General features: G+C 49.8%; 20 protein-coding genes. 19 read left to right on the plus strand and 1 reads right to left on the minus strand.

Annotated elements, in window-relative coordinates:
- Window positions 1-3 precede the first annotated feature (3 nt).
- The 8 genes from Q0612_RS04305 (at window position 4) to Q0612_RS04340 (ending at window position 9,577) form a co-directional block, all read left to right on the plus strand.
- Entirely contained in the window at window positions 4-339 is a 336-nt protein-coding gene (locus tag Q0612_RS04305; RefSeq protein ID WP_298881185.1) for a type II toxin-antitoxin system RelE/ParE family toxin, read from the plus strand.
- 17 nt (window positions 340-356) lie between these two features.
- Window positions 357-1,643, plus strand: coding sequence for a replication-associated recombination protein A (locus Q0612_RS04310; protein ID WP_298881186.1), 1,287 nt, complete (start codon window positions 357-359; stop codon window positions 1,641-1,643).
- A gap of 133 nt (window positions 1,644-1,776) precedes the next feature.
- Window positions 1,777-2,445: a helix-turn-helix transcriptional regulator gene (locus tag Q0612_RS04315; RefSeq protein ID WP_009146278.1), complete on the plus strand. Its 669-nt coding sequence runs from the start codon at window positions 1,777-1,779 to the stop codon at window positions 2,443-2,445.
- Window positions 2,426-3,262 carry a pyruvate, water dikinase regulatory protein gene (locus tag Q0612_RS04320; protein WP_367181690.1) on the plus strand — a complete coding sequence of 279 codons (837 nt, stop codon included), beginning with the start codon at window positions 2,426-2,428 and terminating at the stop codon, window positions 3,260-3,262. The genes Q0612_RS04315 and Q0612_RS04320 overlap by 20 nt, the downstream gene beginning before the upstream one ends.
- 114 nt (window positions 3,263-3,376) lie before the next feature.
- Window positions 3,377-3,667, plus strand: coding sequence for a hypothetical protein (locus tag Q0612_RS04325; RefSeq protein ID WP_298881187.1), 291 nt, complete (start codon window positions 3,377-3,379; stop codon window positions 3,665-3,667).
- 599 nt (window positions 3,668-4,266) lie between these two features.
- Window positions 4,267-6,648, plus strand: a complete 2,382-nt coding sequence (locus Q0612_RS04330) for an endonuclease MutS2 (protein WP_298881188.1) — start codon at window positions 4,267-4,269, stop codon at window positions 6,646-6,648.
- Window positions 6,649-6,669: 21 nt separating this feature from the next.
- Complete coding sequence (locus tag Q0612_RS04335) at window positions 6,670-7,914, plus strand: pyridoxal phosphate-dependent aminotransferase (RefSeq protein WP_298881189.1); 1,245 nt, start codon at window positions 6,670-6,672, stop codon at window positions 7,912-7,914.
- 1 nt (window position 7,915) lies between these two features.
- A complete protein-coding gene (locus Q0612_RS04340) occupies window positions 7,916-9,577 on the plus strand; it encodes a nucleoside kinase (RefSeq protein ID WP_298881190.1) in 1,662 nt (553 codons plus the stop codon).
- A gap of 122 nt (window positions 9,578-9,699) precedes the next feature.
- Here Q0612_RS04340 and Q0612_RS04345 read toward each other — a convergent pair whose 3' ends face one another.
- Window positions 9,700-10,233, minus strand: a complete 534-nt coding sequence (locus Q0612_RS04345; protein ID WP_293721572.1) for an ECF transporter S component — start codon at window positions 10,231-10,233, stop codon at window positions 9,700-9,702.
- 214 nt (window positions 10,234-10,447) lie between these two features.
- Here Q0612_RS04345 and pyrH point away from each other — a divergent pair, with 214 nt between their 5' ends.
- The 11 genes from pyrH (at window position 10,448) to Q0612_RS04400 (ending at window position 19,905) form a co-directional block, all read left to right on the plus strand.
- Window positions 10,448-11,176, plus strand: coding sequence for a UMP kinase (gene pyrH, locus Q0612_RS04350; protein WP_298881194.1), 729 nt, complete (start codon window positions 10,448-10,450; stop codon window positions 11,174-11,176).
- Window positions 11,176-11,739 (plus strand): ribosome recycling factor, encoded by a 564-nt coding sequence (gene frr, locus Q0612_RS04355; RefSeq protein ID WP_293828695.1) that lies wholly within the window; start codon window positions 11,176-11,178, stop codon window positions 11,737-11,739. Before pyrH ends, frr begins: the two co-directional genes overlap by 1 nt.
- Window positions 11,739-11,942 (plus strand): hypothetical protein, encoded by a 204-nt coding sequence (locus Q0612_RS04360; RefSeq protein ID WP_298881197.1) that lies wholly within the window; start codon window positions 11,739-11,741, stop codon window positions 11,940-11,942. The genes frr and Q0612_RS04360 overlap by 1 nt, the downstream gene beginning before the upstream one ends.
- A gap of 17 nt (window positions 11,943-11,959) precedes the next feature.
- Window positions 11,960-12,124: a DUF362 domain-containing protein gene (locus Q0612_RS04365; protein WP_298881199.1), complete on the plus strand. Its 165-nt coding sequence runs from the start codon at window positions 11,960-11,962 to the stop codon at window positions 12,122-12,124.
- Between the two features lie 123 nt (window positions 12,125-12,247).
- Entirely contained in the window at window positions 12,248-13,036 is a 789-nt protein-coding gene (locus Q0612_RS04370) for an isoprenyl transferase (protein WP_298881201.1), read from the plus strand.
- Window positions 13,037-13,204: 168 nt separating this feature from the next.
- On the plus strand, window positions 13,205-14,083 hold the full coding sequence (locus Q0612_RS04375; RefSeq protein WP_298881204.1) for a phosphatidate cytidylyltransferase: 879 nt from the start codon (window positions 13,205-13,207) through the stop codon (window positions 14,081-14,083).
- A 10-nt stretch (window positions 14,084-14,093) separates the two neighbouring features.
- Window positions 14,094-15,266 (plus strand): 1-deoxy-D-xylulose-5-phosphate reductoisomerase, encoded by a 1,173-nt coding sequence (locus Q0612_RS04380; RefSeq protein WP_298881206.1) that lies wholly within the window; start codon window positions 14,094-14,096, stop codon window positions 15,264-15,266.
- Between the two features lie 22 nt (window positions 15,267-15,288).
- On the plus strand, window positions 15,289-16,305 hold the full coding sequence (rseP, locus tag Q0612_RS04385; protein ID WP_298881209.1) for an RIP metalloprotease RseP: 1,017 nt from the start codon (window positions 15,289-15,291) through the stop codon (window positions 16,303-16,305).
- Window positions 16,306-16,321: 16 nt separating this feature from the next.
- Complete coding sequence (ispG, locus tag Q0612_RS04390; protein WP_298881217.1) at window positions 16,322-17,395, plus strand: flavodoxin-dependent (E)-4-hydroxy-3-methylbut-2-enyl-diphosphate synthase; 1,074 nt, start codon at window positions 16,322-16,324, stop codon at window positions 17,393-17,395.
- Window positions 17,395-19,104 carry a proline--tRNA ligase gene (locus tag Q0612_RS04395; RefSeq protein ID WP_298881211.1) on the plus strand — a complete coding sequence of 570 codons (1,710 nt, stop codon included), beginning with the start codon at window positions 17,395-17,397 and terminating at the stop codon, window positions 19,102-19,104. Before ispG ends, Q0612_RS04395 begins: the two co-directional genes overlap by 1 nt.
- 69 nt (window positions 19,105-19,173) lie before the next feature.
- On the plus strand, window positions 19,174-19,905 hold the full coding sequence (locus Q0612_RS04400) for an MgtC/SapB family protein (RefSeq protein WP_210684617.1): 732 nt from the start codon (window positions 19,174-19,176) through the stop codon (window positions 19,903-19,905).
- The last annotated feature ends 66 nt before the right edge of the window (window positions 19,906-19,971 follow it).

Here is a 19,971-nt window from a genome sequence, read left to right on the forward strand (position 1 = left end):
CTAATGGAAAAACAGTACAGAGTTAATATTACGCATGATGCTTATAGGCAGATGGAAACAATCAGAGATTATATAGCTTATGAGCTGATGTCACCGAAAGCTGCCAAAAATCTTTTGGCGACTTTTAGAAAAGAAATTTTGCTTTTACAGTGGACTCCTGGTATGTATGCTTTAGTTGAGGAAGCAAATTGCAGAAAAAAAGGTGTGCGTAGATTTCCTGTGAAGAATTTCCTGGTTTATTATTGGATTGATGAATATAATAAATTAGTGAATGTAATCGCAGTTATTTATGCCAGAAGAGATCAGCTCAAGCAATTAGAGAATCTGGATTTGGAATAAAATAGAGAGTGACGATCATGGAAAATCTATTCGGTAATTTATTTGAAACTGAAAAGCGACAGACAAAGCCTTTGGCTGACCGCATGCGTCCCGAACGCCTCAGCGACTTTGTAGGGCAGGAGAACGCCGTGGGCGCAGGCAGTCCGTTGCGCCGTATGATTGAGCGTGATGTGCTGCAGTCCGTACTCTTTTACGGACCTCCGGGAACAGGCAAAACAACGCTGGCGAAGGTCATCGCGCATGTTACCGGTGAAAAGTTTGAGGCCATCAATGCCGTTTCCAGCGGTGTGCCCGAGCTGCGCAAGCTCATCGCCAAGGCGCAGGAGGACAGACGCAACGGATGCGGCCGTACTATCGTGTTTATCGACGAGATTCATCGCTTCAACAAGGCGCAGCAGGATGTACTGCTTCCCTACGTTGAGAACGGAACGATAGTGCTCATCGGTGCTACTACCGAAAACCCTTTCTTCGAAATCAATTCGCCACTGCTTTCGCGTATGAAGGTGGTGCGTCTGGAAAAGCTGCAGGCAGCGCAGATTCAGCAGATTTTAGAGCGTGCGATTGCCGACCCGGAGCGTGGTTTTGCCGGCAGCTTTAAAGCGGAGCCTGAGGCGCTGAGGATTATTGCCGATTTTGCGGCAGGCGATGCCCGCAGTGCGCTGAACATTCTGGAGCAGGCTGAGTTCATGCTGCCGGAGGAGGGCGAGCGTGTGCTGACGGTGGCAACGCTGCGCAGCGTTATTGGTACAGCGCTGCAGCGTTACGATAAAAAGGGCGACCAGCATTACGATATCATCAGCGCCTTTATCAAGAGCATGCGCGGCGGCGATGCTGATGCGGCGCTGCATTATCTGGCGCGTATGATTGAGGGCGGTGAAGACGTGCGCTTTGTGGCGCGTCGCGTCGTTATCTGTGCGGCGGAGGATGTGGGCCTGGCGGATCCGCAGGCGCTGGTGGTAGCCAACGCTGCGGCGCAGGCTGCCGACTTTGTCGGCTGGCCTGAGGCGCAGATACCGTTGGCGGAGGCTGTGTGCTATATCGCCAATGCACCTAAGAGCAACACTGCCTATATGGGCATTGCCAAGGCGCGCGCGGATGTGCGTAACCGTAACTGCGGCAGCGTGCCCAAGCACTTGCGTGATGCGCATTATCCCGGTGCCGCCAAGCTGGGGCACGGCATAGATTACAAGTATCCGCACAATTTTCCCGGAGGCTGGGTGGAGCAGCAGTATCTGCCTGATGAGCTGGTGGGAACGCGCTATTACATTCCCAGCGGTCACGGTCAGGACAAGGGGCGCAGATAAAAATAGCATAATTAGAAATTTAAGCTATACAGCTAAAATTTGCAGAAATTATTTGTGACGCAATCTAGCATTTTTTCTGTTAATAGTGTATACTATACCTATATTATAGACTATTGTATTAGACAGAAAGGGTGTGAAGATCATAGCTTTAAGCAACAGGCAGAAGCAAATTGCTGAAATTGTACGTCTGGACGGACCTATTACCGGCGAGCATATAGCCGAAAGGCTGAATGTAACCCGCGCTGCCTTACGCAGTGATCTGGCAATCCTTGTTATGGGCGGTATTCTTGATGCGAGACCGAAGGTTGGTTATTTTTATACCGGTAAAAATACTTTGGGTATGCTGATGGAAGAAATTTCTGCTATTACTGTGCAGGATCTGCAGTCGGTACCGGTAGCGATTAAACATGACAAGAGCGCCTACGAAGCAGTTGTTACCATGTTTCTGGAGGATGTCGGAACGGTGTTCGTGCTGGATGAGGAAGGCATGCTGAACGGCATTTTATCGCGAAAGGATTTACTGAAGGCTGCTATCAATAATAATGATTTGCGTGATATTCCCGTGGTCATGGTGATGACGCCGATTTCCAAAATCATTGTGGCTACTCCGGATGAGCCTGCCGCTTCGGCAGCACGCAGACTGATTGATAATGAAATCGACTGTCTGCCGGTAGTCAAAATCATTGATGAAAAGAAGCGCATGTATCAGGTGCTGGGACGTATCACAAAAACTAATTTTACTCGTCTGCTGGTAGATCTGGCTGAGGGTAAGGGGGGTAATTATCATAATAACGAAGCTTAATCCGGTTATTTATGCTGTATCTGACTCTATTGGTGAAACTGCGGAATCCGTAGTTAAGGCAACCACCAGTCAGTTCGTAGAAGAAAAATTTGATGTTATCCGTGTTCCTTACGTTAAGGACAAGGAACAGATTGATAAAATTGTAGAAGAGGCTGCAGCTAATCATGCGGTTATCTGTTACACAATCGTATCGCCGGAGCTGCGCGAGCATATGGCGGACAAGGCTATGAGCAGTGATGTTGAGGTAGTTGACGTTTTGGGACCGATGCTGAAATCCATCGAAAAGTCTACCGGTCTGCTGCCGAAAAATCAGGCTGGCCTGATTCACTCTTTGGACCACGAATACTTCAAGCGTGTTGAGGCTGTGGAATTTGCCGTTAAATACGATGACGGTAAAAATCCTCTGGGCCTGTTGAAGGCGGACGTTGTTATTATCGGCGTTTCCCGTACCTCCAAAACTCCGCTGAGTATGTATCTGGCACATAAGCAGATTAAGGTTGCCAACGTGCCGCTGGTACCGGAGCTGGCTCCGCCTGAAGAGCTCTTCAAGGTGCCTCCATATAAGATTATCGGCCTGTTGATTGACCCGTTCAAGCTGAACGAAATCCGCAGCGAGCGCCTGAAAACCATGGGCCTGTCCGATACTGCGACCTATGCCGATATGAAGCGTATTGATGACGAGCTGGCTTATGCTAAGGGCATTATGCGCCGTCTGCACTGCCAGATTATCAACGTTTCCAACCGTGCGATTGAAGAAACTGCCGGTATTATCATGGAATATGTGCGCAAGAACAAGGAACGCCATCACGAAAACTAAATTAGTGTAGCTCTGAGCTGCTGTTGCAGTGAGTCAGAAAAATAAACGGCCATTGGCAGCAAAGCGTCTGTCGGTGGCCGTTTTTGTATAAAGAGGGTTGAAGGAGGTGCCTTGGTGCACAGATACGTTTTTCATATTCCCTGCGCTGTTTATGAGAACGGTGCTTTAAAGCCTGCTCCATGGCAGCAGGTGATAGACGATTTCGCTGAGGTGCTGTATAAGCATACGGACGGCTTTTTCGTGCAGGATGTCGTGGGCTATTATAAGGGACGCAGCTATGCGGAAAAGCTGCTGGTGGCTTATACCGATGCCGATGTGGCCGATGATTTTGTGCGCATTGCCCGTGTTTTGCAGCAGGAATGCTATGCCTACGAGCGTGACGGTGAGCTGTTTATCGCCAAGTGATGCCTGCACTTTTAACGGATTACGTTTTTATGCAGTCTTGGTACATCGATAATGCCAATATAATTTTTTCCTTCTAAATGTAGAAGATGTTTTAGGCATAAATCCTTTAGAAAGCGAGAGAACAACAGTTAGCAGAACGGTGAAAAAAGTATAAATATAGCAATTAGTTTTGGAGGTGCACAAAATGTCTAAATTATTGGGGACATTAAGTTCTTTATTCATATTGTATGCAGCTACTATGACATCAATAGGTACGAATACAATAGTTTATTTAGTTATATTTGCACCGTTTGCATTGATGCTCTTATACTCTTTATGGTTTACTAAACCCTGGTACGAGAAAACAAAAAAATAGCTTCAAACAAACTTTATGACACTACTTAGTTCAACCAGGTAGAATTTAGCTGATACATAAAGATAGATTTTGTGTGCGGTTAGAAGAATAGATAAACAGTTAACTATTTGTCACTTTCTGATTCCTGTTATATTGTGACAAAGATAGTGACACAGGCTTGTATAAAACTGCATGATATTGAGCAGAGTGGCTCTTTTGTGCTATAATAATATATTATGATTTAGATTTAGAGGTGCAAAAAACTATGGCACGCTTTGCTGTAAAAACATTAGAATTTGATAAAGTAAAAAATATGCTGGCCTCCAAGGCCGCAACCTTTTTAGGCAAGCAGGCAATAATTTCCCTGCAGATCGAAAGTGAATTCAGTAAGGTTAAGCGCCTGCAGGAGGAAACTGCGGAAGCGCTGCGCATTCTGGATGAAGGCAGACGTTTCCCCTTCGGCGGTGCGTTCAATATTACTGCTGACGTGAAGCGCGCGGAGCTTGGCAGCGTTCTGGAGCCGGAGGAGCTGCAGCATATCCAGACAACGGTGCAGGCCTTTGCTTCGATGAAGGATTTCACTGCGGAAAATGCGGAAACTGCGCCTAATCTGGCTGAATACGGTGCGGAGCTTACACAGTTCGGCCGTCTGGAAAAGCAGATTGGCAGTGCGATTGATGAGCATGGCGAAATCAAGGATAACGCTTCGCCGAAGCTCGGCGGTCTGCGTACTGCGATTCAGATTGCCAAAAACCGCGTGAAGGAAAAGCTCGACAGCATTCTGCATGACCCCAATAACCAGAAGTACTTCATGGATAACATTGTGACGATGCGCGGTGACCGTTACGTTATTCCTGTAAAGCAGGAATATAAAATGAATTTCCCCGGCATTGTGCATGACCAGAGCGGTACGGGTGCAACGCTGTTTATTGAGCCGTTGGCTGTTGTCAATCTGAACAATGATATCAAGCGTTATGTAGCAGAGGAACACGAAGAAATCGAGCGTATTCTGCGTCAGCTCACGCAGAACGTGGGCGCGGAGGCGAAGGCGCTGCTGGCTTCGCTGGAAATTTTTACTACGCTGGACGTTATCTGCGCCAGAGCTTTACTGGCGCAGGAGCAGCATGCGGTACGCCCGATGCTGGTGCTGAGCGGCGGTGTAGAAATTGCGCAGGGACGTCACCCGTTGCTGCCGAAGGATACGGTGGTGCCTTTGGACGTACAGCTGGGTGATAAATTTACCATGCTGCTGATTACCGGCCCTAATACCGGCGGTAAGACGGTAGCGCTGAAGGCTGTAGGCCTCTTTGCGCTGATGGCGCAAATCGGTCTGTTTATCCCCGCAAGCAGTGCCAAGCTGCCGGTGTTCCGTGCAGTTTATGCGGATATCGGCGATGAGCAGAGCATTGAGCAGAGCCTGTCAACCTTCTCTGCTCATATGACGAATTTAATCAGTATTTTAAACGAGGTCAAAGCAGGAGATTTGGTGCTGATTGACGAAATCTGCGCTGGCACCGATCCGAACGAGGGCGCGGCGCTGGCTATGGCGATGCTGGAGCACCTGCATGAGCAGGGCGTGCTGACGATGGTGACAACCCACTACAGCGAGCTGAAAACCTTTGCCTACGGTCACGAGGGTATGGAAAATGCCAGCGTGGAATTTGACCCCGTGTCGCTGCGTCCTACCTATCGTTTGCTGATGGGTGTGCCGGGAAGCAGTAATGCCTTCAACATCAGCCGCCGCTTGGGTTTGGCTGAGGATATTATCCAAAATGCCGGCGAGCTGCTGAATCAGGAGCATGTGCATATGGAAAATGTACTGCAGGAGCTGGACAGCGAACGCCGCCGTTATGAAAGCGGCAGCAAGGAGATTGAGGACCTGCGCCGTGAAAGCGAGCAGCTGCGTAACGCGCTGGCTTACTCCAAGAGCGAGTTTGAGCGCCGCAAGAATGAAATGCTGCGCAAGGCGCGTGAGCAGGCGGACGAGATTTATCGCCGCAGCCGTCGTGAATCCGAAGCAGTGCTGAAGGAGCTGCGCTCCATGAAGGCTGACTTCGATACGAAGCGCCTGGAGCAGGCGGCAGAGGAAGCGCGCAAGAAGCTCAACAAGACATTGAGCGAGGACGCACCGCTGCCGGAGGGCGCACCGTTATCTGCCAAGACGGCCAAGAAGGGCCTGAATGTCTTTGTTGTTTCCTTAGGAAAGAACGGTATTATTACCGATGTCAACGGCAACGATGTAACAGTGCAGGTTGGCATCCTGAAAATGACTGTGCCGGCAAAAAAATGCCTGCTTACCAAGGCACAGCCTGCGCATACCGATGCTGCGCCTAAAAAGCGCAAGGGCTTCAGCAAGAATGCTGCTGCCAATTACGCACACCAGATGTTCATTGCCAAATCGGGCAGTGCCAAACAGGAAATTGATTTGCGCGGGATGACGCTGGATGAAGCAATTCCCGTTGTAGATAAAGCTATTGATGATGCACTGATTGCCGGTATCGGCCAGCTGCGACTCATCCATGGCAAGGGAACCGGTGCCTTGCGCGCCGGACTGACAGCGTATCTGTCGACCAACCGCTTTGTCAAGAAGCTGGAAACGGCAGCGCTGGAGGCCGGTGGCAGTGGCGCTACGGTAATTGATTTGTAATTTTGAAAGGAGTAGTTAACTATGACTATGAGTATTGCTGCAAAACACGCTAAGGGCAAATCTGCCCAAGATAAAATTTTCGGAGCTAACGCTGCTGCTGTGGCAGCAGCTGCCAAATACGGCAAGGATGCCGTTACCAACGCTACTATCGGCGCTATTTTGGACGAGGATGAAAAGCTCGTCTGCCTGCCGACCGTAGAGGAGGTTTTCCGCGGTCTTTCCACCAACGAAATGATTGCTTACGCACCTATCAGCGGTCTGCCTGAATATCTGGACTGCGTTCTGACTGCTGCCTTTGGCAACTCACGTCCGGAAGGCTACATTGCTGCAGTAGCAACCGCAGGCGGTACCGGTGCTATCCACCATGCTATCTGGAACTACACCGAAACCGGTGATACCGTGCTCTGCTCCGACTGGTACTGGGGCGCTTATAAGGTGCTGTGCCAGGATATGGGCCGCAATTTCACCACCTATAAAATGCTGGACGAAAACAACAAATTCAACCTGCCTGCTTTGAAGGAAAAGGTTGACGAGCTGCTCGCTAAGCAGGATAACCTGCTGTATTTGCTGAACACTCCGGCGCACAATCCTACCGGCTACAGCCTGAGCGGCGAGGATATGGACGGCGTGCTGGCAATTCTGAAGGAAGCTGCCGTACCGGGCAAAAACATCGTTTTCTTCCTGGATGTTGCATACATTGATTATGCCGGCGAAAAAGAAGAAGTACGCAAAATCTTTAAAAAGCTTTCCGGCTTGCCTGCCAACATTCTCTGTATTGTAGGCTACAGCATGTCCAAAGGCTTCACCATGTACGGTCAGCGTACCGGCGCAATGATCGGCGTTTCCTCCGATAAGAGCGTTATTGACGAGTTTGCTGCTATCAACCAATACACCAGCCGTGCAACCTGGTCCAACATCAACCGTCCGGCAATGCGCACTCTGGCAACCATTTACAGCGATCCTGAGCTGCTGGCCAAGGTTTGCGCTGAGCGTGATTACTATTATCAGATGATTAAGGCACGTGCCGACCTGTTCACCAAGGAAGCGGAAGAATGCGGTCTGCCGATGCTGCCGTATGTAGCAGGCTTCTTCCTGTCTATCCCCGCTAAAAAACCGGATGCAATCTGCGAAAAGCTGCACGAGGACAATATTTTTGCAGTTCCTCTGGCTGCAGGCGTACGTATCGCTGTTTGCGCTGTACCGCTGAAGAAAATCAAGGGTATGGCTGCTAAGGTCAACGCTGCAATGCAAGCCGTTGGCGAATAAAATGCTTAAGCTGCAGTTGTCCAATGGACAATTTATCGAAGTAGAGGAGGGCAGCACACTGCTGCCCCTAGCTAAACGCTTTAGTGCAAAATATGCTTCTCCCATCGTTATGGGACTCTATAACGGTGAGGAATGTGACCTGCAGCGTCCGTTGACTGCTGACGGCACAGTTGATTTTGTCGAGGTCAACAATTCTACAGGCATGCGTGTTTATGTGCGCACGCTGCTGTTCATGCTGATTGCAGCAACCAAAAAGCTTTATCCCGATGTACATCTGGAGGTGCGCAATTCTCTGGGAAGTGCGCTCTACTGTAAGGATAACAGCGAGCGCAAGCTCACCGCTGAGGATATCCGCAGCATCGAAGATTATATGCACAAAATGGTGGAACGCAGGGAGCCTATTAAGCTGCTGCGTCTGGCAAAATCGGAGGCTATTGATATGGCCTGCGCTAACTGCAGTGATGACAATCTGGCGCTGTTGGCCCAGGTACCTGATGACACTGTGCTGACGATTAACATTCTGGAGGGTGTACCCGGTTATCTCTTCGGCCCCATGTGCCCGGATGCCGGCTATGTGCCTTACTTTGAGCTGCTGCCGTATGCTGATGGTGTAATTATCAATTACCCTGATGACGGCAACTGGACAGTGTTGCCGCCTTTTGTAGACCAGGCGCGCCTTAATGATACTTATCAGGAGGCAGAAGAATGGTCTGCCATGATTCATTGCAATACTGTCGGCAAGCTCAATAAAATTATTGATTTAGGCTATGCCGAAAAGATTATTCAGGTAGCGGAAGCGCTGCATGAAAAGAAGCTGGCTAATATTGCCGATATCCTGGCAAATCACCATGAGCTGAAGCTGGTGCTGATCGCAGGTCCGTCCTCTTCCGGTAAGACCTCTACGGCACAGCGCCTGAGCATTCAGATGGCGGTTAACGGCTTGCGTCCGATTGCTATATCTATGGACGATTATTATAAAAATCGTGTAGATTCACCACGTAAGGCTGATGGCAGCTATGACTTTGAATGTTTGGAGGCTATTGACCTGGAGCTGTTCAACGAGCATCTGCATCGCTTGCTGGCAGGTGAAAAGGTTAAGATGCCCAAGTACAATTTCCGCACCGGTTGCCGTGAATATCGCGGTAATGAGCTGCAGCTGCAGGAAAATTCCGTTTTGGTTATTGAAGGCATTCATGGCCTAAACGAAAAGCTGACACCGTCTGTGCCGGCGGAAAACAAAATCAAAATTTACGTCAGTGCGCTGACGCCGATGTCCTTTGATGAGTACAACCGTATCCGCACTACCGATATGCGTCTGCTGCGCCGTATGGTGCGCGACAGCCAGTTCCGTTCGCATGATGCGGAAACTACGCTGAAAACCTGGTCCGACGTGCGTGAGGGTGAAGAAAAATACATCTTCCCGTACCAGAGCAGTGCCGATATTATTTTCAATACCACATTGATTTACGAATTAGCTGTGCTGAAAAAATATGCGGAGCCGCTGCTGCGTGCTGTGCCGCAGTCCGCAGGCATGGCCTACACTACTGCGCGCCGTCTGCTGAACATTTTAAGCTACGTTAAGCCGTTGGAGGATGAGGTTATTCCTAATAACTCTATCCTGCGTGAATTTATCGGCGGCAGCGTGTTTAAGGATGCACTGTAATTTTCACAACAAAATAATGCGGTCTGTAGTCTGCTGCCCAAGCCGGGGCAGCGCGCAGACACAAATAAAAAAGCTGTTGTACGTTTGCTTGCGTACAACAGCTTTTGTGTTAGCGGTAAAAATTATTTGCGGAACATTTTGTCGAAGCGCTCCAGCAGACCGGCCTTGAAGCAAAGCACCAGGCCGCCGACAGCGCCGACTGCTGCCTGCAGAATCTGGTAGGGTAGCTTGATGTAAGCGTAGTGCGGTGTGCTGTAAATAAAGGCACGTCCCAGAGAATAGCCCACAACCATGATAACAGCGCCCAAAATTACGCCGAGAGCAGCGCCCTTGAAGCTTACTTTGCCGCCGCGGTGTGCCAAGAGGCAGATGACAACAGCCTGAATGCCGTGAGTAACCAGAGAAACGAACATCGGTGTCGGGTAGAAGAATAAATCGCCCAAGAAGGCACCAACGCCGCCGACGATGAAGGCAGCCTTGGGGTCGTCCAGCAGAATTGCTGCCGTGCAGATGATAACATCATTGAGATATAAATGGCCGCCCGGTACCGGCAGACCGAAGGAGCTCATCATAATATTGAGCGCCATAAACAGTGCGGTGATGCAGATTGCCAGGGTGGCGTTACTTTTTTGTGCGTTACGTTCTATATGTTCCATATAAACATTCCCCTCTTTATAAGATGATAAAAACTATTATATCGCTGTTTGGTTATAATAATATTGCCAGAACAGAAAAATTATCTATGGTCAGATTAGCCGGGGAATTCCTTTCGCTAATTCTTCATAAAATTTTTGGTAGAATAAAGCAGGTATTTTTGGTATAATTATTGAATAGAGTATAGGAATAAGTAAAAAATGGGAGGTCGCTATCGTGACAGAACTTAAGAAATTCAAACGTGTAGTTTTAAAGCTTAGTGGTGAAGCCCTGGCCGGTGAAAAAGGCTTTGGCATTGATCCGACAGTAGTATATGCCTTGGCTAAGCAAATCAAGGCTGTAGTTGAGACAGGGGTAGAGGTTGCTATCGTTAATGGCGGCGGTAACTTCTGGCGCGGACTCAGTGGCAGCAATAAAGGCATGGACCGTGCTACTGCTGACTACATGGGAATGCTGGCAACCGTTATCAACTCTTTGGCGTTGCAGGATGCATTGGAAAACTTAGAGGTTCCGACCCGTGTGCAGACCGCTATTGAAATGCGTCAGATTGCAGAACCCTACATTCGTCGCCGTGCTATCCGCCATATGGAAAAAGCAAGAGTCGTAATTTTTGCCGCTGGTACCGGTAACCCCTATTTCTCAACCGATACCACCGCTGCTCTGCGTGCTGCGGAAATCGAAGCAGACGCTATCCTGATGGCTAAAAAAGGCGTAGATGGTGTTTATGACAGCGACCCGGCAGTTAATCCGGATGCGAAGAAATTTGATGAGCTGCCTTACATCGAGGTTATCAAACGTCATCTCAGCGTAATGGATTCCACTGCAATCAGCCTGTGCATGGATAACAACATTCCTATTGTAGTATTTAATATTGATGAACCGGGTAACATTCAGCGTGCTGCTGCAGGCGAAAAAATTGGTACCCTGGTAGGAGGTAAGGAATAATGGCAACAGTTAATGAAATTATCAGCGGTATCGAGAGCAAGATGGAAAAATCCGTTGCTGCTCTGCGTGTAGATCTGGCAAGCCTGCGTGCTGGCCGTGCAACTCCCTCTCTGCTGGAGAAGGTTATGGTTGATTATTATGGTTCCCCGACACCTGTAACTCAGGTTGCAAGCGTAACCGTACCGGAACCGCGTATGATTGTTATTCAACCCTGGGAGAAAAACATCCTGAAGGACATCGAAAAAGCAATTATGAAATCCGACCTCGGCCTGAACCCGAACAGCGACGGCATCTGCATTCGTCTGAACCTGCCGCAGCTGACCGAAGAACGCCGTAAGGATCTGGTTAAGGTTGTACATAAAAAAGCTGAGGAATACCGTGTTGTAGTCCGTAACCTGCGCCGTGATGCCAACGATGCTATCAAAAAGACCGAAAAGGCTAAGGAAATTACCGAGGACGAGGCTAAGAAGGGTACTGAAAAGGTACAGAAGCTGACAGATAAGGTTATGAAGGAAATCGACACTGCAGCTGCTAACAAAGAAAAAGAAGTAATGGAAGTATAATGGAAATTCCACAGGTTTTGGCACTGCCTCTCGAGGAGGCTGTCCGTCGCCTGGAGGCCGTAGGCTGCACCTATGAGGTGCAGCCTCTGCTGCCGCCGCGTGCAAGCGAGGCAGACTTTGAAGGGCGCGAGGTGCGCAGATATGTAGTAAGACAACAGCAGTTGTCTGCTAATAGATTAGCTCTTACCATTGTGTATAGATAAGGAAGGAGGTGCGAAGAATGGCTCTGAAAATTGATAAAGAAGCATGCGTAGGCTGCGGTACTTGTGCTGCTACCTGCCCCGTTGGCGCTATTACTGAAGTTGACGGTAAATATGAAATCGGTGAAGACTGCGTAGAATGCGGCGCTTGCGCTGCTAGCTGCCCGGTTGGCGCTATTGAGTAATTCAAGACTGCAATGCAAAATCAGGAAGGCGGCCTCCCGCAAGGGGGAGGCTCGCCTCTTCTTTAATCAGGGAAAAAAGTAAGGAAAACTAAAAGCAAGTTACAAATTTTAGCGAAGGGCTTGATGCTTGTGTTTAGAGGCTTGTTTCAAACAAAAAATAAGACTAAGAATAATATCGTAATGCATACTGAGGACTTGGATATGCAGAATATTCCTCAGCATATTGCAATTATTATGGACGGCAACGGTCGCTGGGCTAAGGCTCAGGGCAAGGTGCGTACCTTTGGCCATCAGGCCGGAGCAGAAACACTGAAAACTATTGTCAGAGCAGCTGATAAGCTGGGAGTTAAGGTTATCAGTGCTTATGCATTTTCAACCGAAAACTGGAAGCGTCCGGTGACGGAAGTAAACTTTATCATGGAGCTTTTGAGCCGTTATCTGACCAACGAAATTGATGAATTTAACGAAAATAACGTACAGGTGCGTTTTATCGGCTCGCGTAAAGGTCTGCCTGAGATTGTACAGCAGAAGATGGACCACGCAATCGAGGCAACGAAAAACAACACCGGTATTATTTTGAATTTGGCTATAAACTACGGCGGACAGGCAGAAATCCTACATGCTGTGCGTACCATTGCAGCAGAAGCTGCCAACGGTACTCTGGCCGTAGACGATATAGATAATAATGTGATCGAAAACCATTTGTATACCAAGGGCCTGCCTGCGCCGGATCTGCTTATCCGTCCGGGCGGTGATTTGCGTATCAGCAACTTTTTGCTCTGGCAGATTGCTTATGCGGAAATCTGGACGACTAAGGTGTACTGGCCGGAGTTTACGCCGGATCATCTGGTGGAGGCGATTTTGGCTTATCAGGGGCGCGAGCGCCGTTTCGGCGGCTTAGTCAGCCAGTAAGACGCCATATACTTCGTCAGGTCTCCTAGCAGTACGAGTATGTACGGCGTCGTCGCCCTTCCTCGTCTCTGGCATCTTCCTGGCTGCCTGGAGGAAATAGGAAAGACGCCATATACGTCGTCAGGGATCAAATAAATCTAATAACTCAAAGAAGGATGTATTTTAACTATGTTAACACGTATTATTACCGGTGTAATCGGTATTGTGGCAGCAGTCGGCATTATCACCAAGGGTGGTATGCTTTTTAATGCGGCTGTTGCTGTTTTGGCTGCTGTAGCCTGGTACGAATTCCACAAGATGGTGGAGAACAAGGGCTATCATGCCTATACGCTGACCGGTGGCGTGGGTGCCGTGCTGATGGTGCTGGTTGCCGGTGCAGGCTATTATTTTGAGCTGGAGGGCGTTTATACGCTGGCATTTATTGTGATGCTGACAGCGCTGTTCTTCATTTTCAGTACGATTGAGGGCCTGTGGCTGCATTGCAACCGAGGTGAGCAGCATTGGGCAGAGAACAGTGCGCTTACTGCATGGGGCATGCTGTACTGCGGTCTTTTGTTTGCGCACATTATTTTGTTGCGCTCCTTTGATGGTGGTCCGCATATCGACTTGGGCTTCCGTGTATTTGAATACGGCGAAATCTGCCTGTGGATTGTGCTTTTGGGCACCTGGGCCAGCGATACCTTTGCTTATTTCTTCGGCCGTGCCTTCGGCAAGACGCCGTTCTGCAGCGTCAGCCCGAAGAAATCCTTTGAGGGCGCTGTCTGCGGCTTTGTCGGCTGCTTTGTGACCGTACTGTTTTTGTGCATTATCTGCTTAGGCATTGCTTTGTGGCATGCTGTGGCAGTGGCGCTGGCGGTGGCAATTTTTGCTCCGGTTGGCGATTTGATTGAATCCATTGTCAAACGCAGCTTTGACATCAAGGATTCCGGTAAGATTTTCCCCGGTCACGGCGGTGTGCTGGACCGTTTCGACAGCCTGCTGTTTACAGCACCGGTTGTGTATTATCTGCTGATGATTATCAGCGCTTTATCTATGTTTCAAGAATAGAGGATAACAAATGAAGAATATTTCTATTTTGGGCAGTACAGGCTCTATCGGTCGTCAGACCTTGGAGGTTGCTGCTGCCAATCCTGAAAAGCTGAAGGTACGTGCCTTGGCTGCGCATAAAAGCGATGAGCTTTTAGAGCAGCAGATTAAGCAGTTTGAGCCTGATATTGCCGTTTTGACGGATAAGGACGCTGCTAAACGCTTGGCTGATCGCTATCACGGTAAGACAGAAATCTTAGCCGGGGAGGAAGGCCTTCTGGTTGCTGCTACCTACGAGGGAGCAGATACCGTTCTCGGTTCTATGGTAGGCTATGCCGGCCTGCGCCCGACGTTGGCTGCTATAGCCTGCGGAAAGAATATTGCGCTGGCAAATAAGGAAACACTTGTTGCTGCCGGCAGCATTGTTATGGAAGCCGTGCGTAAGCACGGCGTAAGCCTGACTCCTGTGGACAGTGAGCACAGTGCTATTTTCCAATCTCTGCGCGGCGGTACGGAAAAGGAAGTCAAACGCCTGATTATTACGGCGAGCGGCGGTCCCTTCCGCGGTAAAAAACGCAGTGAGCTGGAAAATGTTACCCTGGCGCAATGCCTCAATCATCCAAACTGGAGTATGGGGCAGAAGGTGACGCTTGATTCCTCTACACTGGCCAACAAGGGTCTGGAGGTTATGGAGGCACATTGGCTGTTTGATATGCCCTATGATAAAATTGCGGTTGTCGTACATCCGCAGAGCATTGTACACAGCTTGGTAGAATTCTGCGACGGCAGTGTGATTGCCCAGCTGGGTGTGCCTGATATGCGTCTGCCGATTCAGTTCGCCTTGAGCTGGCCGGAGCGCTACAACTACAGCTTTGAACAGCTTGATCTTGTTGCTGCGGGTAATCTTACCTTTGAAGCACCTGATTTAGAAGCATTTCCTTCCTTGAAGATTGCTATTGACTGCGGTAAGGCCGGCGGCACTCTGCCATGTGCCTTCAATGCTGCTAATGAGGAGGCTGTTTATGCCTTTTTGGCAGGCAAAATCAAATATCTTGATATCCCTTATATCACTGCTACGGTTACAGCGCAGCATAACAATGTTCTGCGCCCGCAGCTGGAGGATATTGAAGCAACGGATGCCTGGGCACGTGCTGCAGCCCAAGGGGTTATTGCTAAATTACAGACTGAAGGCCGGCAGGATTAGCCGACTATCGTAAGGAGGTAAAATGCTTACAATTTTAGCCGCTGTTTTTGTTTTTGGTGTGCTGGTTACGGTACACGAATTCGGTCATTTTATTACGGCAAAGCTCACAGGTATGCGTGTTGATGAATTTGCCATCGGCTTTGGTCCTAAGCTGTATCAGCAAAAGGACGGCGATACATTGTACAGCCTGAGAGCTATTCCGTTGGGTGGCTATAATAAAATCGCAGGTATGGATCCTGATGATCCGCCTGAACCCGGAACCTTTAAATCTAAGCCGATTCCCTCCAGAATGCTGGTTATTCTGGCAGGTGCGCTGATGAATTTCCTGTTGCCGATTATCCTGTTCAGCGGCATTTTTATGCTAGAGGGCAGACAGGAGCTGGTGAATGAACCAATCCTGGGTACTGTTGTAGACGGTATGGCTGCAGGCAGAGCGGGACTGCACAGCGGTGACCGCATTTTGACGATTAATGATAAGCCTGTTGCTACCTGGACTGAGGTTGTTACCAACCTGCGTGCCAGCGGTACGAATCCGGTAACGGTGACAGCTGAAAGCCAGGGAGCTGTAAAAAGCTACACCATGACTCCTGTGTATGACAGAGAGGCAGGCCGTCCCTTAATCGGTATCAGCCCCAAGTTCAACAAGGTCAGCCTGGGCTTTTTCGGCTCGATTAAAGAAGGCTGTGTATATACCAAAAATATTATAGTTTCTATGCTGAACGGTCTGTACAAGATTGTTTCCGGTAAGGCTCCGGCTGAGGTGGCCGGTCCCATCGGTGTAGCGCAGATGGCAGGTCAGGTGGCGGAAAAAGGTCTGTTGCCGTTGATTACCTTTGTTGCTTTTTTGAGCATCAACCTGGGTGTTATCAACCTGCTGCCGCTGCCGGCACTGGACGGCGGACATTTTGTACTGCTGCTGTTGGAAGGCCTGCGAGGTAAGCCGCTCGGCAGCAAGGCTATGACTAACATCCAGATGGTTGGTATTGCGCTGATTTTAGCGCTGACAGTATTTTCCACCTTTAAGGATATAACACGTTAAGAGGTGAACGAAAGTGATAGAACGTAGAAAAACCCGCCAGCTGCATGTAGGCAGCGTGGCCGTGGGCGGCGATGCTCCGATTGCCGTTCAGTCTATGACTAACACACATACAGACGATTCTGCTGCAACCTTGGAGCAGATTCAGCGTCTGGCAGATGCAGGCTGCGATATTATCCGCTGTGCTGTGCCTGATATGGCAGCGGCGGAGGGCCTGAAAACTATTTGTAAGGAAAGTCCGATTCCTGTCATTGCTGATATTCATTTTGATTATAAGCTGGCTTTGGCAGCGATTGAAGCAGGCGTTGACGGCCTGCGCTTAAACCCCGGTAATATCGGCGGTGAGGAGAAGGTGCGCGCTGTTGTTGAAGCAGCGAAGGAACGCAACATTCCTATCCGTATCGGTGTCAACGCCGGCTCCCTGCCGAAGGATTTGCTGGAAAAATACGGTCATCCCACCGCGGAGGCTCTTGTGGAGGCGGCTTGGCGCCACGTCCGCATTCTTGAAGCGATGGATTACCGTAACATTAAGATTTCGCTCAAGGCGCATGATGTGCCGCTGACACTGGAGGCCTATCGTCTGATGGCAGCGCAGTGTGATTATCCGCTGCATGTCGGCATTACGGAGGCAGGCACTGTCAATAGCGGTATTATCAAATCCGCCGTGGGCATCGGTACCCTGCTGGCCGAGGGCATCGGCGATACTATCCGCGTTTCGCTGACCGGTGACCCGGTGAACGAGGTGCGTGTGGCCTATGACATTCTGAAATCCCTTGGTCTGCGTGAGCACGGACCGACCTTAATCAGCTGCCCGACCTGCGGTCGCACCCGCATCAGCCTGGAAAAGCTGGCGCTGGAGGTGGAACGCCGTCTGGCAGATATTGAAGAACCCATTACGGTTGCCGTTATGGGCTGTGTAGTCAACGGACCCGGTGAAGCGCGTGAGGCTGACGTCGGCATTGCCGGCGGCATCGGCGAGGGACTTGTATTCCGCAAGGGCGAAATCCTGCGTAAGGTTCCCGAAAATCAGCTTGTAAGCGAGCTTTTTGCTGAAATAGATAAAATTTTACTTGAGAGGAAGGTATCCCGTTAATGAAAGTTTCTAAAATGTATGCACCCACTCTGCGTGAGGTTCCGTCCGAGGCTGAAATCCCGAGCCATCAGCTGCTGCTGCGTGCCGGTTTTATGCGTAAATCCACCAATGGCATGTACACCTATCTGCCGCTTGCTTGGCGTGTTATTAAAAAAATCGAAAATATTATCCGCGAAGAGATGGACCATGCAGGCTGCCAGGAAATCATGATGCCGATTATGCAGCCGGCAGAAATCTGGAAAGAAAGCGGCCGTTGGGACGCTTATGGCGCAGAAATGGTACGCTTGAAGGACCGTCATGGCCATGAATACTGCCTTGGTCCTACCCACGAGGAAATGGTTACTACTCTGGTTAAGAACGATGTACGTTCCTACCGTCAGCTGCCGCTGAACCTGTACCAGATTCAAGACAAATTCCGTGACGAACGCCGTCCGCGCTTCGGCCTGATGCGCAGCCGTGACTTCATCATGAAGGATGGCTATTCCTTCGACCGTGATGAAGCAGGTCTGGACGTTTCCTATAAGGCAATGTATGATGCTTATGACAAAATCTTTACCCGCTGCGGTCTGAACTTCCGCCCGGTAGAAGCAGACAGCGGTGCTATCGGCGGTACCGGCAGCCATGAGTTCATGGTGCTGGCAGACAGCGGTGAAGCAGAAATTACCTACTGCACCAAATGCGATTACGCTGCCGATATCGAAAAGGCAGAGCTGTATCCGATAGAGGCTCCGGCAGAAGAAATGCAGGAGCTGAGCGAGGTTGAAACTCCGAACTGCAAGACTATTGCCGACGTTTGCGCTTTCCTCAACGCTCCGATTGAAAAATCCGTAAAGGCTGTTGCTTACCAATGCGAAAAAGGCCTGGTACTGTGCTTTGTTCGCGGTGACCACGAGGTTAACGAAACCAAAGTACAAAACACTGTAGGCGCAGTTGAGCTGGAAATGGCAGAGGCAGAGCTGCTGGCTAAGGCTGGCACTGTCGGTGGTTACATGGGCCCTGTAGGTCTTGACCCCGAAAAGGTTATTATCGTTTGCGATGCAACCGTTATGAATATGCACAATGTTTGCTGTGGTGCTAACCATGAAGGCTTCCACTACATCAACGCTAACCCGGGCCGTGACTTCACTCCGACCTACGTTGCCGATATCCGTCTGATGGCTGAAGGCGATCCCTGCCCGCACTGCGGCGCTCCGATTGCTAAGGCTCGCGGCATTGAAGCAGGTCAGGTATTCAAGCTGCACACCAAATACAGCGCAGCTATGAAATGCACCTATCTGGATGAAAACGGCAAGGAACAGCCGATGGTAATGGGCTGCTACGGTATCGGCGTTGGCCGTACTATGGCTGCCTGCGTTGAACAGAGCCATGATGCTGACGGCATGATCTGGCCTGTTGCTATTGCTCCTTATGAAGTGCTTGTTGTACCTGTAAACGTAAAAGACGAAGCATCCTTTGCTAAGGCTGAGGAAATCTACAACGAGCTGCACAAAGCAGGCGTTGAGGTTGTTATCGACGACCGCAAGGAGCGTCCGGGCGTAAAATTCAAGGACGCAGATTTGATCGGCTATCCGCTGCGCGTAGTTGTAGGTCCTAAGACTCTGCAGACCGGCGAGCTGGAAGTAAAAGTTCGTAAGACCGGTGAAGTAAGCATGCTGCCGTTGGATAGTGACTATATCGCTGCTATCAGGGAGATGCTGCAAAAGCTGTAAAAATAACTCAGTCCCCGTGTCTGCGCCCGGCGCAGGCAGAGGGAACGGAAGCTGTGAGGTGATACTGGCATGGATTTAATTAATACTTCTTTTTTGCATAACAAAGAGGTTGTTATGGTTATCAGGCTGGTTGTTGCTGCAATTCTCGGCGGTATTGTCGGTATAGAAAGAGGCAGTGGCGACCGTCCTGCCGGTTTCCGTACACATATTCTTGTGTGCGTGGGCTCGGCGCTGTTTATGCTTGTTTCGCTTTACGGCTTTGATGATGTTTATCCTCAGACTGCTAAGCTGGAGGAGGATATCGGCCAGCGTCGCGACTCGGCGCGTATTGCAGCCCAGGTTGTCAGCGGCATAGGCTTTCTCGGCGCAGGCACCATTCTGCACGAGGGTTTAACTATTCGCGGTCTGACAACTGCTGCCAGCCTGTGGATGGTTTCCGCAATCGGTCTTGCTGCCGGCAGCGGTATGTACTTCCTCAGCAGCGTGGCAACCATTATCACTATGATAACTCTAGTTACCTTCCATACCTGGGAAAAACGCTTCGCTGCCAACAACCGCAGTGACCGCCAGTTTGTCCGCATAATTACTACCAATCGCTCCGGTGCCATCACAGATGTTACCGGTTATTTGTCACTTAACGGTGTGCAGGTAAAATCGCTGAACGTAAAACGCGATAAGGAAAAGAATCGCCTGGTGCTGGAGGTCTTTCTGAAGCTTGGCAAAACTGCGCCCGATGGCGGAGATTTGGTAAGAGGGTTGCAGGGGATTGAGGGGGTTGTCGGTGTCGAAAACATGAGATAAGAGAGATAAGCGATAGCACGCCATCTGCGTTGTTGCGTCGCCTCGACGTACTAAAAGTACGCCGTC

It is taken from the genome of uncultured Phascolarctobacterium sp., from assembly GCF_937920985.1.
Lineage (GTDB): Bacteria > Bacillota > Negativicutes > Acidaminococcales > Acidaminococcaceae > Phascolarctobacterium_A.

Bases quoted from the DNA above. Each gene is read 5' to 3' on its own strand.
- Q0612_RS04305 (WP_298881185.1), top strand. From the start codon at position 4: ATGGAAAAACAGTACAGAGTTAATATTACGCATGATGCTTATAGGCAG.
- Q0612_RS04310 (WP_298881186.1), top strand. From the start codon at position 357: ATGGAAAATCTATTCGGTAATTTATTTGAAACTGAAAAGCGACAGACA.
- Q0612_RS04330 (WP_298881188.1), top strand. From the start codon at position 4,267: ATGGCACGCTTTGCTGTAAAAACATTAGAATTTGATAAAGTAAAAAAT.
- Q0612_RS04335 (WP_298881189.1), top strand. From the start codon at position 6,670: ATGACTATGAGTATTGCTGCAAAACACGCTAAGGGCAAATCTGCCCAA.
- Q0612_RS04340 (WP_298881190.1), top strand. From the start codon at position 7,916: ATGCTTAAGCTGCAGTTGTCCAATGGACAATTTATCGAAGTAGAGGAG.
- Q0612_RS04345 (WP_293721572.1), bottom strand. From the start codon at position 10,233: ATGGAACATATAGAACGTAACGCACAAAAAAGTAACGCCACCCTGGCA.
- frr (WP_293828695.1), top strand. From the start codon at position 11,176: ATGGCAACAGTTAATGAAATTATCAGCGGTATCGAGAGCAAGATGGAA.
- Q0612_RS04360 (WP_298881197.1), top strand. From the start codon at position 11,739: ATGGAAATTCCACAGGTTTTGGCACTGCCTCTCGAGGAGGCTGTCCGT.
- Q0612_RS04365 (WP_298881199.1), top strand. From the start codon at position 11,960: ATGGCTCTGAAAATTGATAAAGAAGCATGCGTAGGCTGCGGTACTTGT.
- Q0612_RS04370 (WP_298881201.1), top strand. From the start codon at position 12,248: ATGCTTGTGTTTAGAGGCTTGTTTCAAACAAAAAATAAGACTAAGAAT.
- Q0612_RS04375 (WP_298881204.1), top strand. From the start codon at position 13,205: ATGTTAACACGTATTATTACCGGTGTAATCGGTATTGTGGCAGCAGTC.
- Q0612_RS04380 (WP_298881206.1), top strand. From the start codon at position 14,094: ATGAAGAATATTTCTATTTTGGGCAGTACAGGCTCTATCGGTCGTCAG.
- rseP (WP_298881209.1), top strand. From the start codon at position 15,289: ATGCTTACAATTTTAGCCGCTGTTTTTGTTTTTGGTGTGCTGGTTACG.
- Q0612_RS04395 (WP_298881211.1), top strand. From the start codon at position 17,395: ATGAAAGTTTCTAAAATGTATGCACCCACTCTGCGTGAGGTTCCGTCC.
- Q0612_RS04400 (WP_210684617.1), top strand. From the start codon at position 19,174: ATGGATTTAATTAATACTTCTTTTTTGCATAACAAAGAGGTTGTTATG.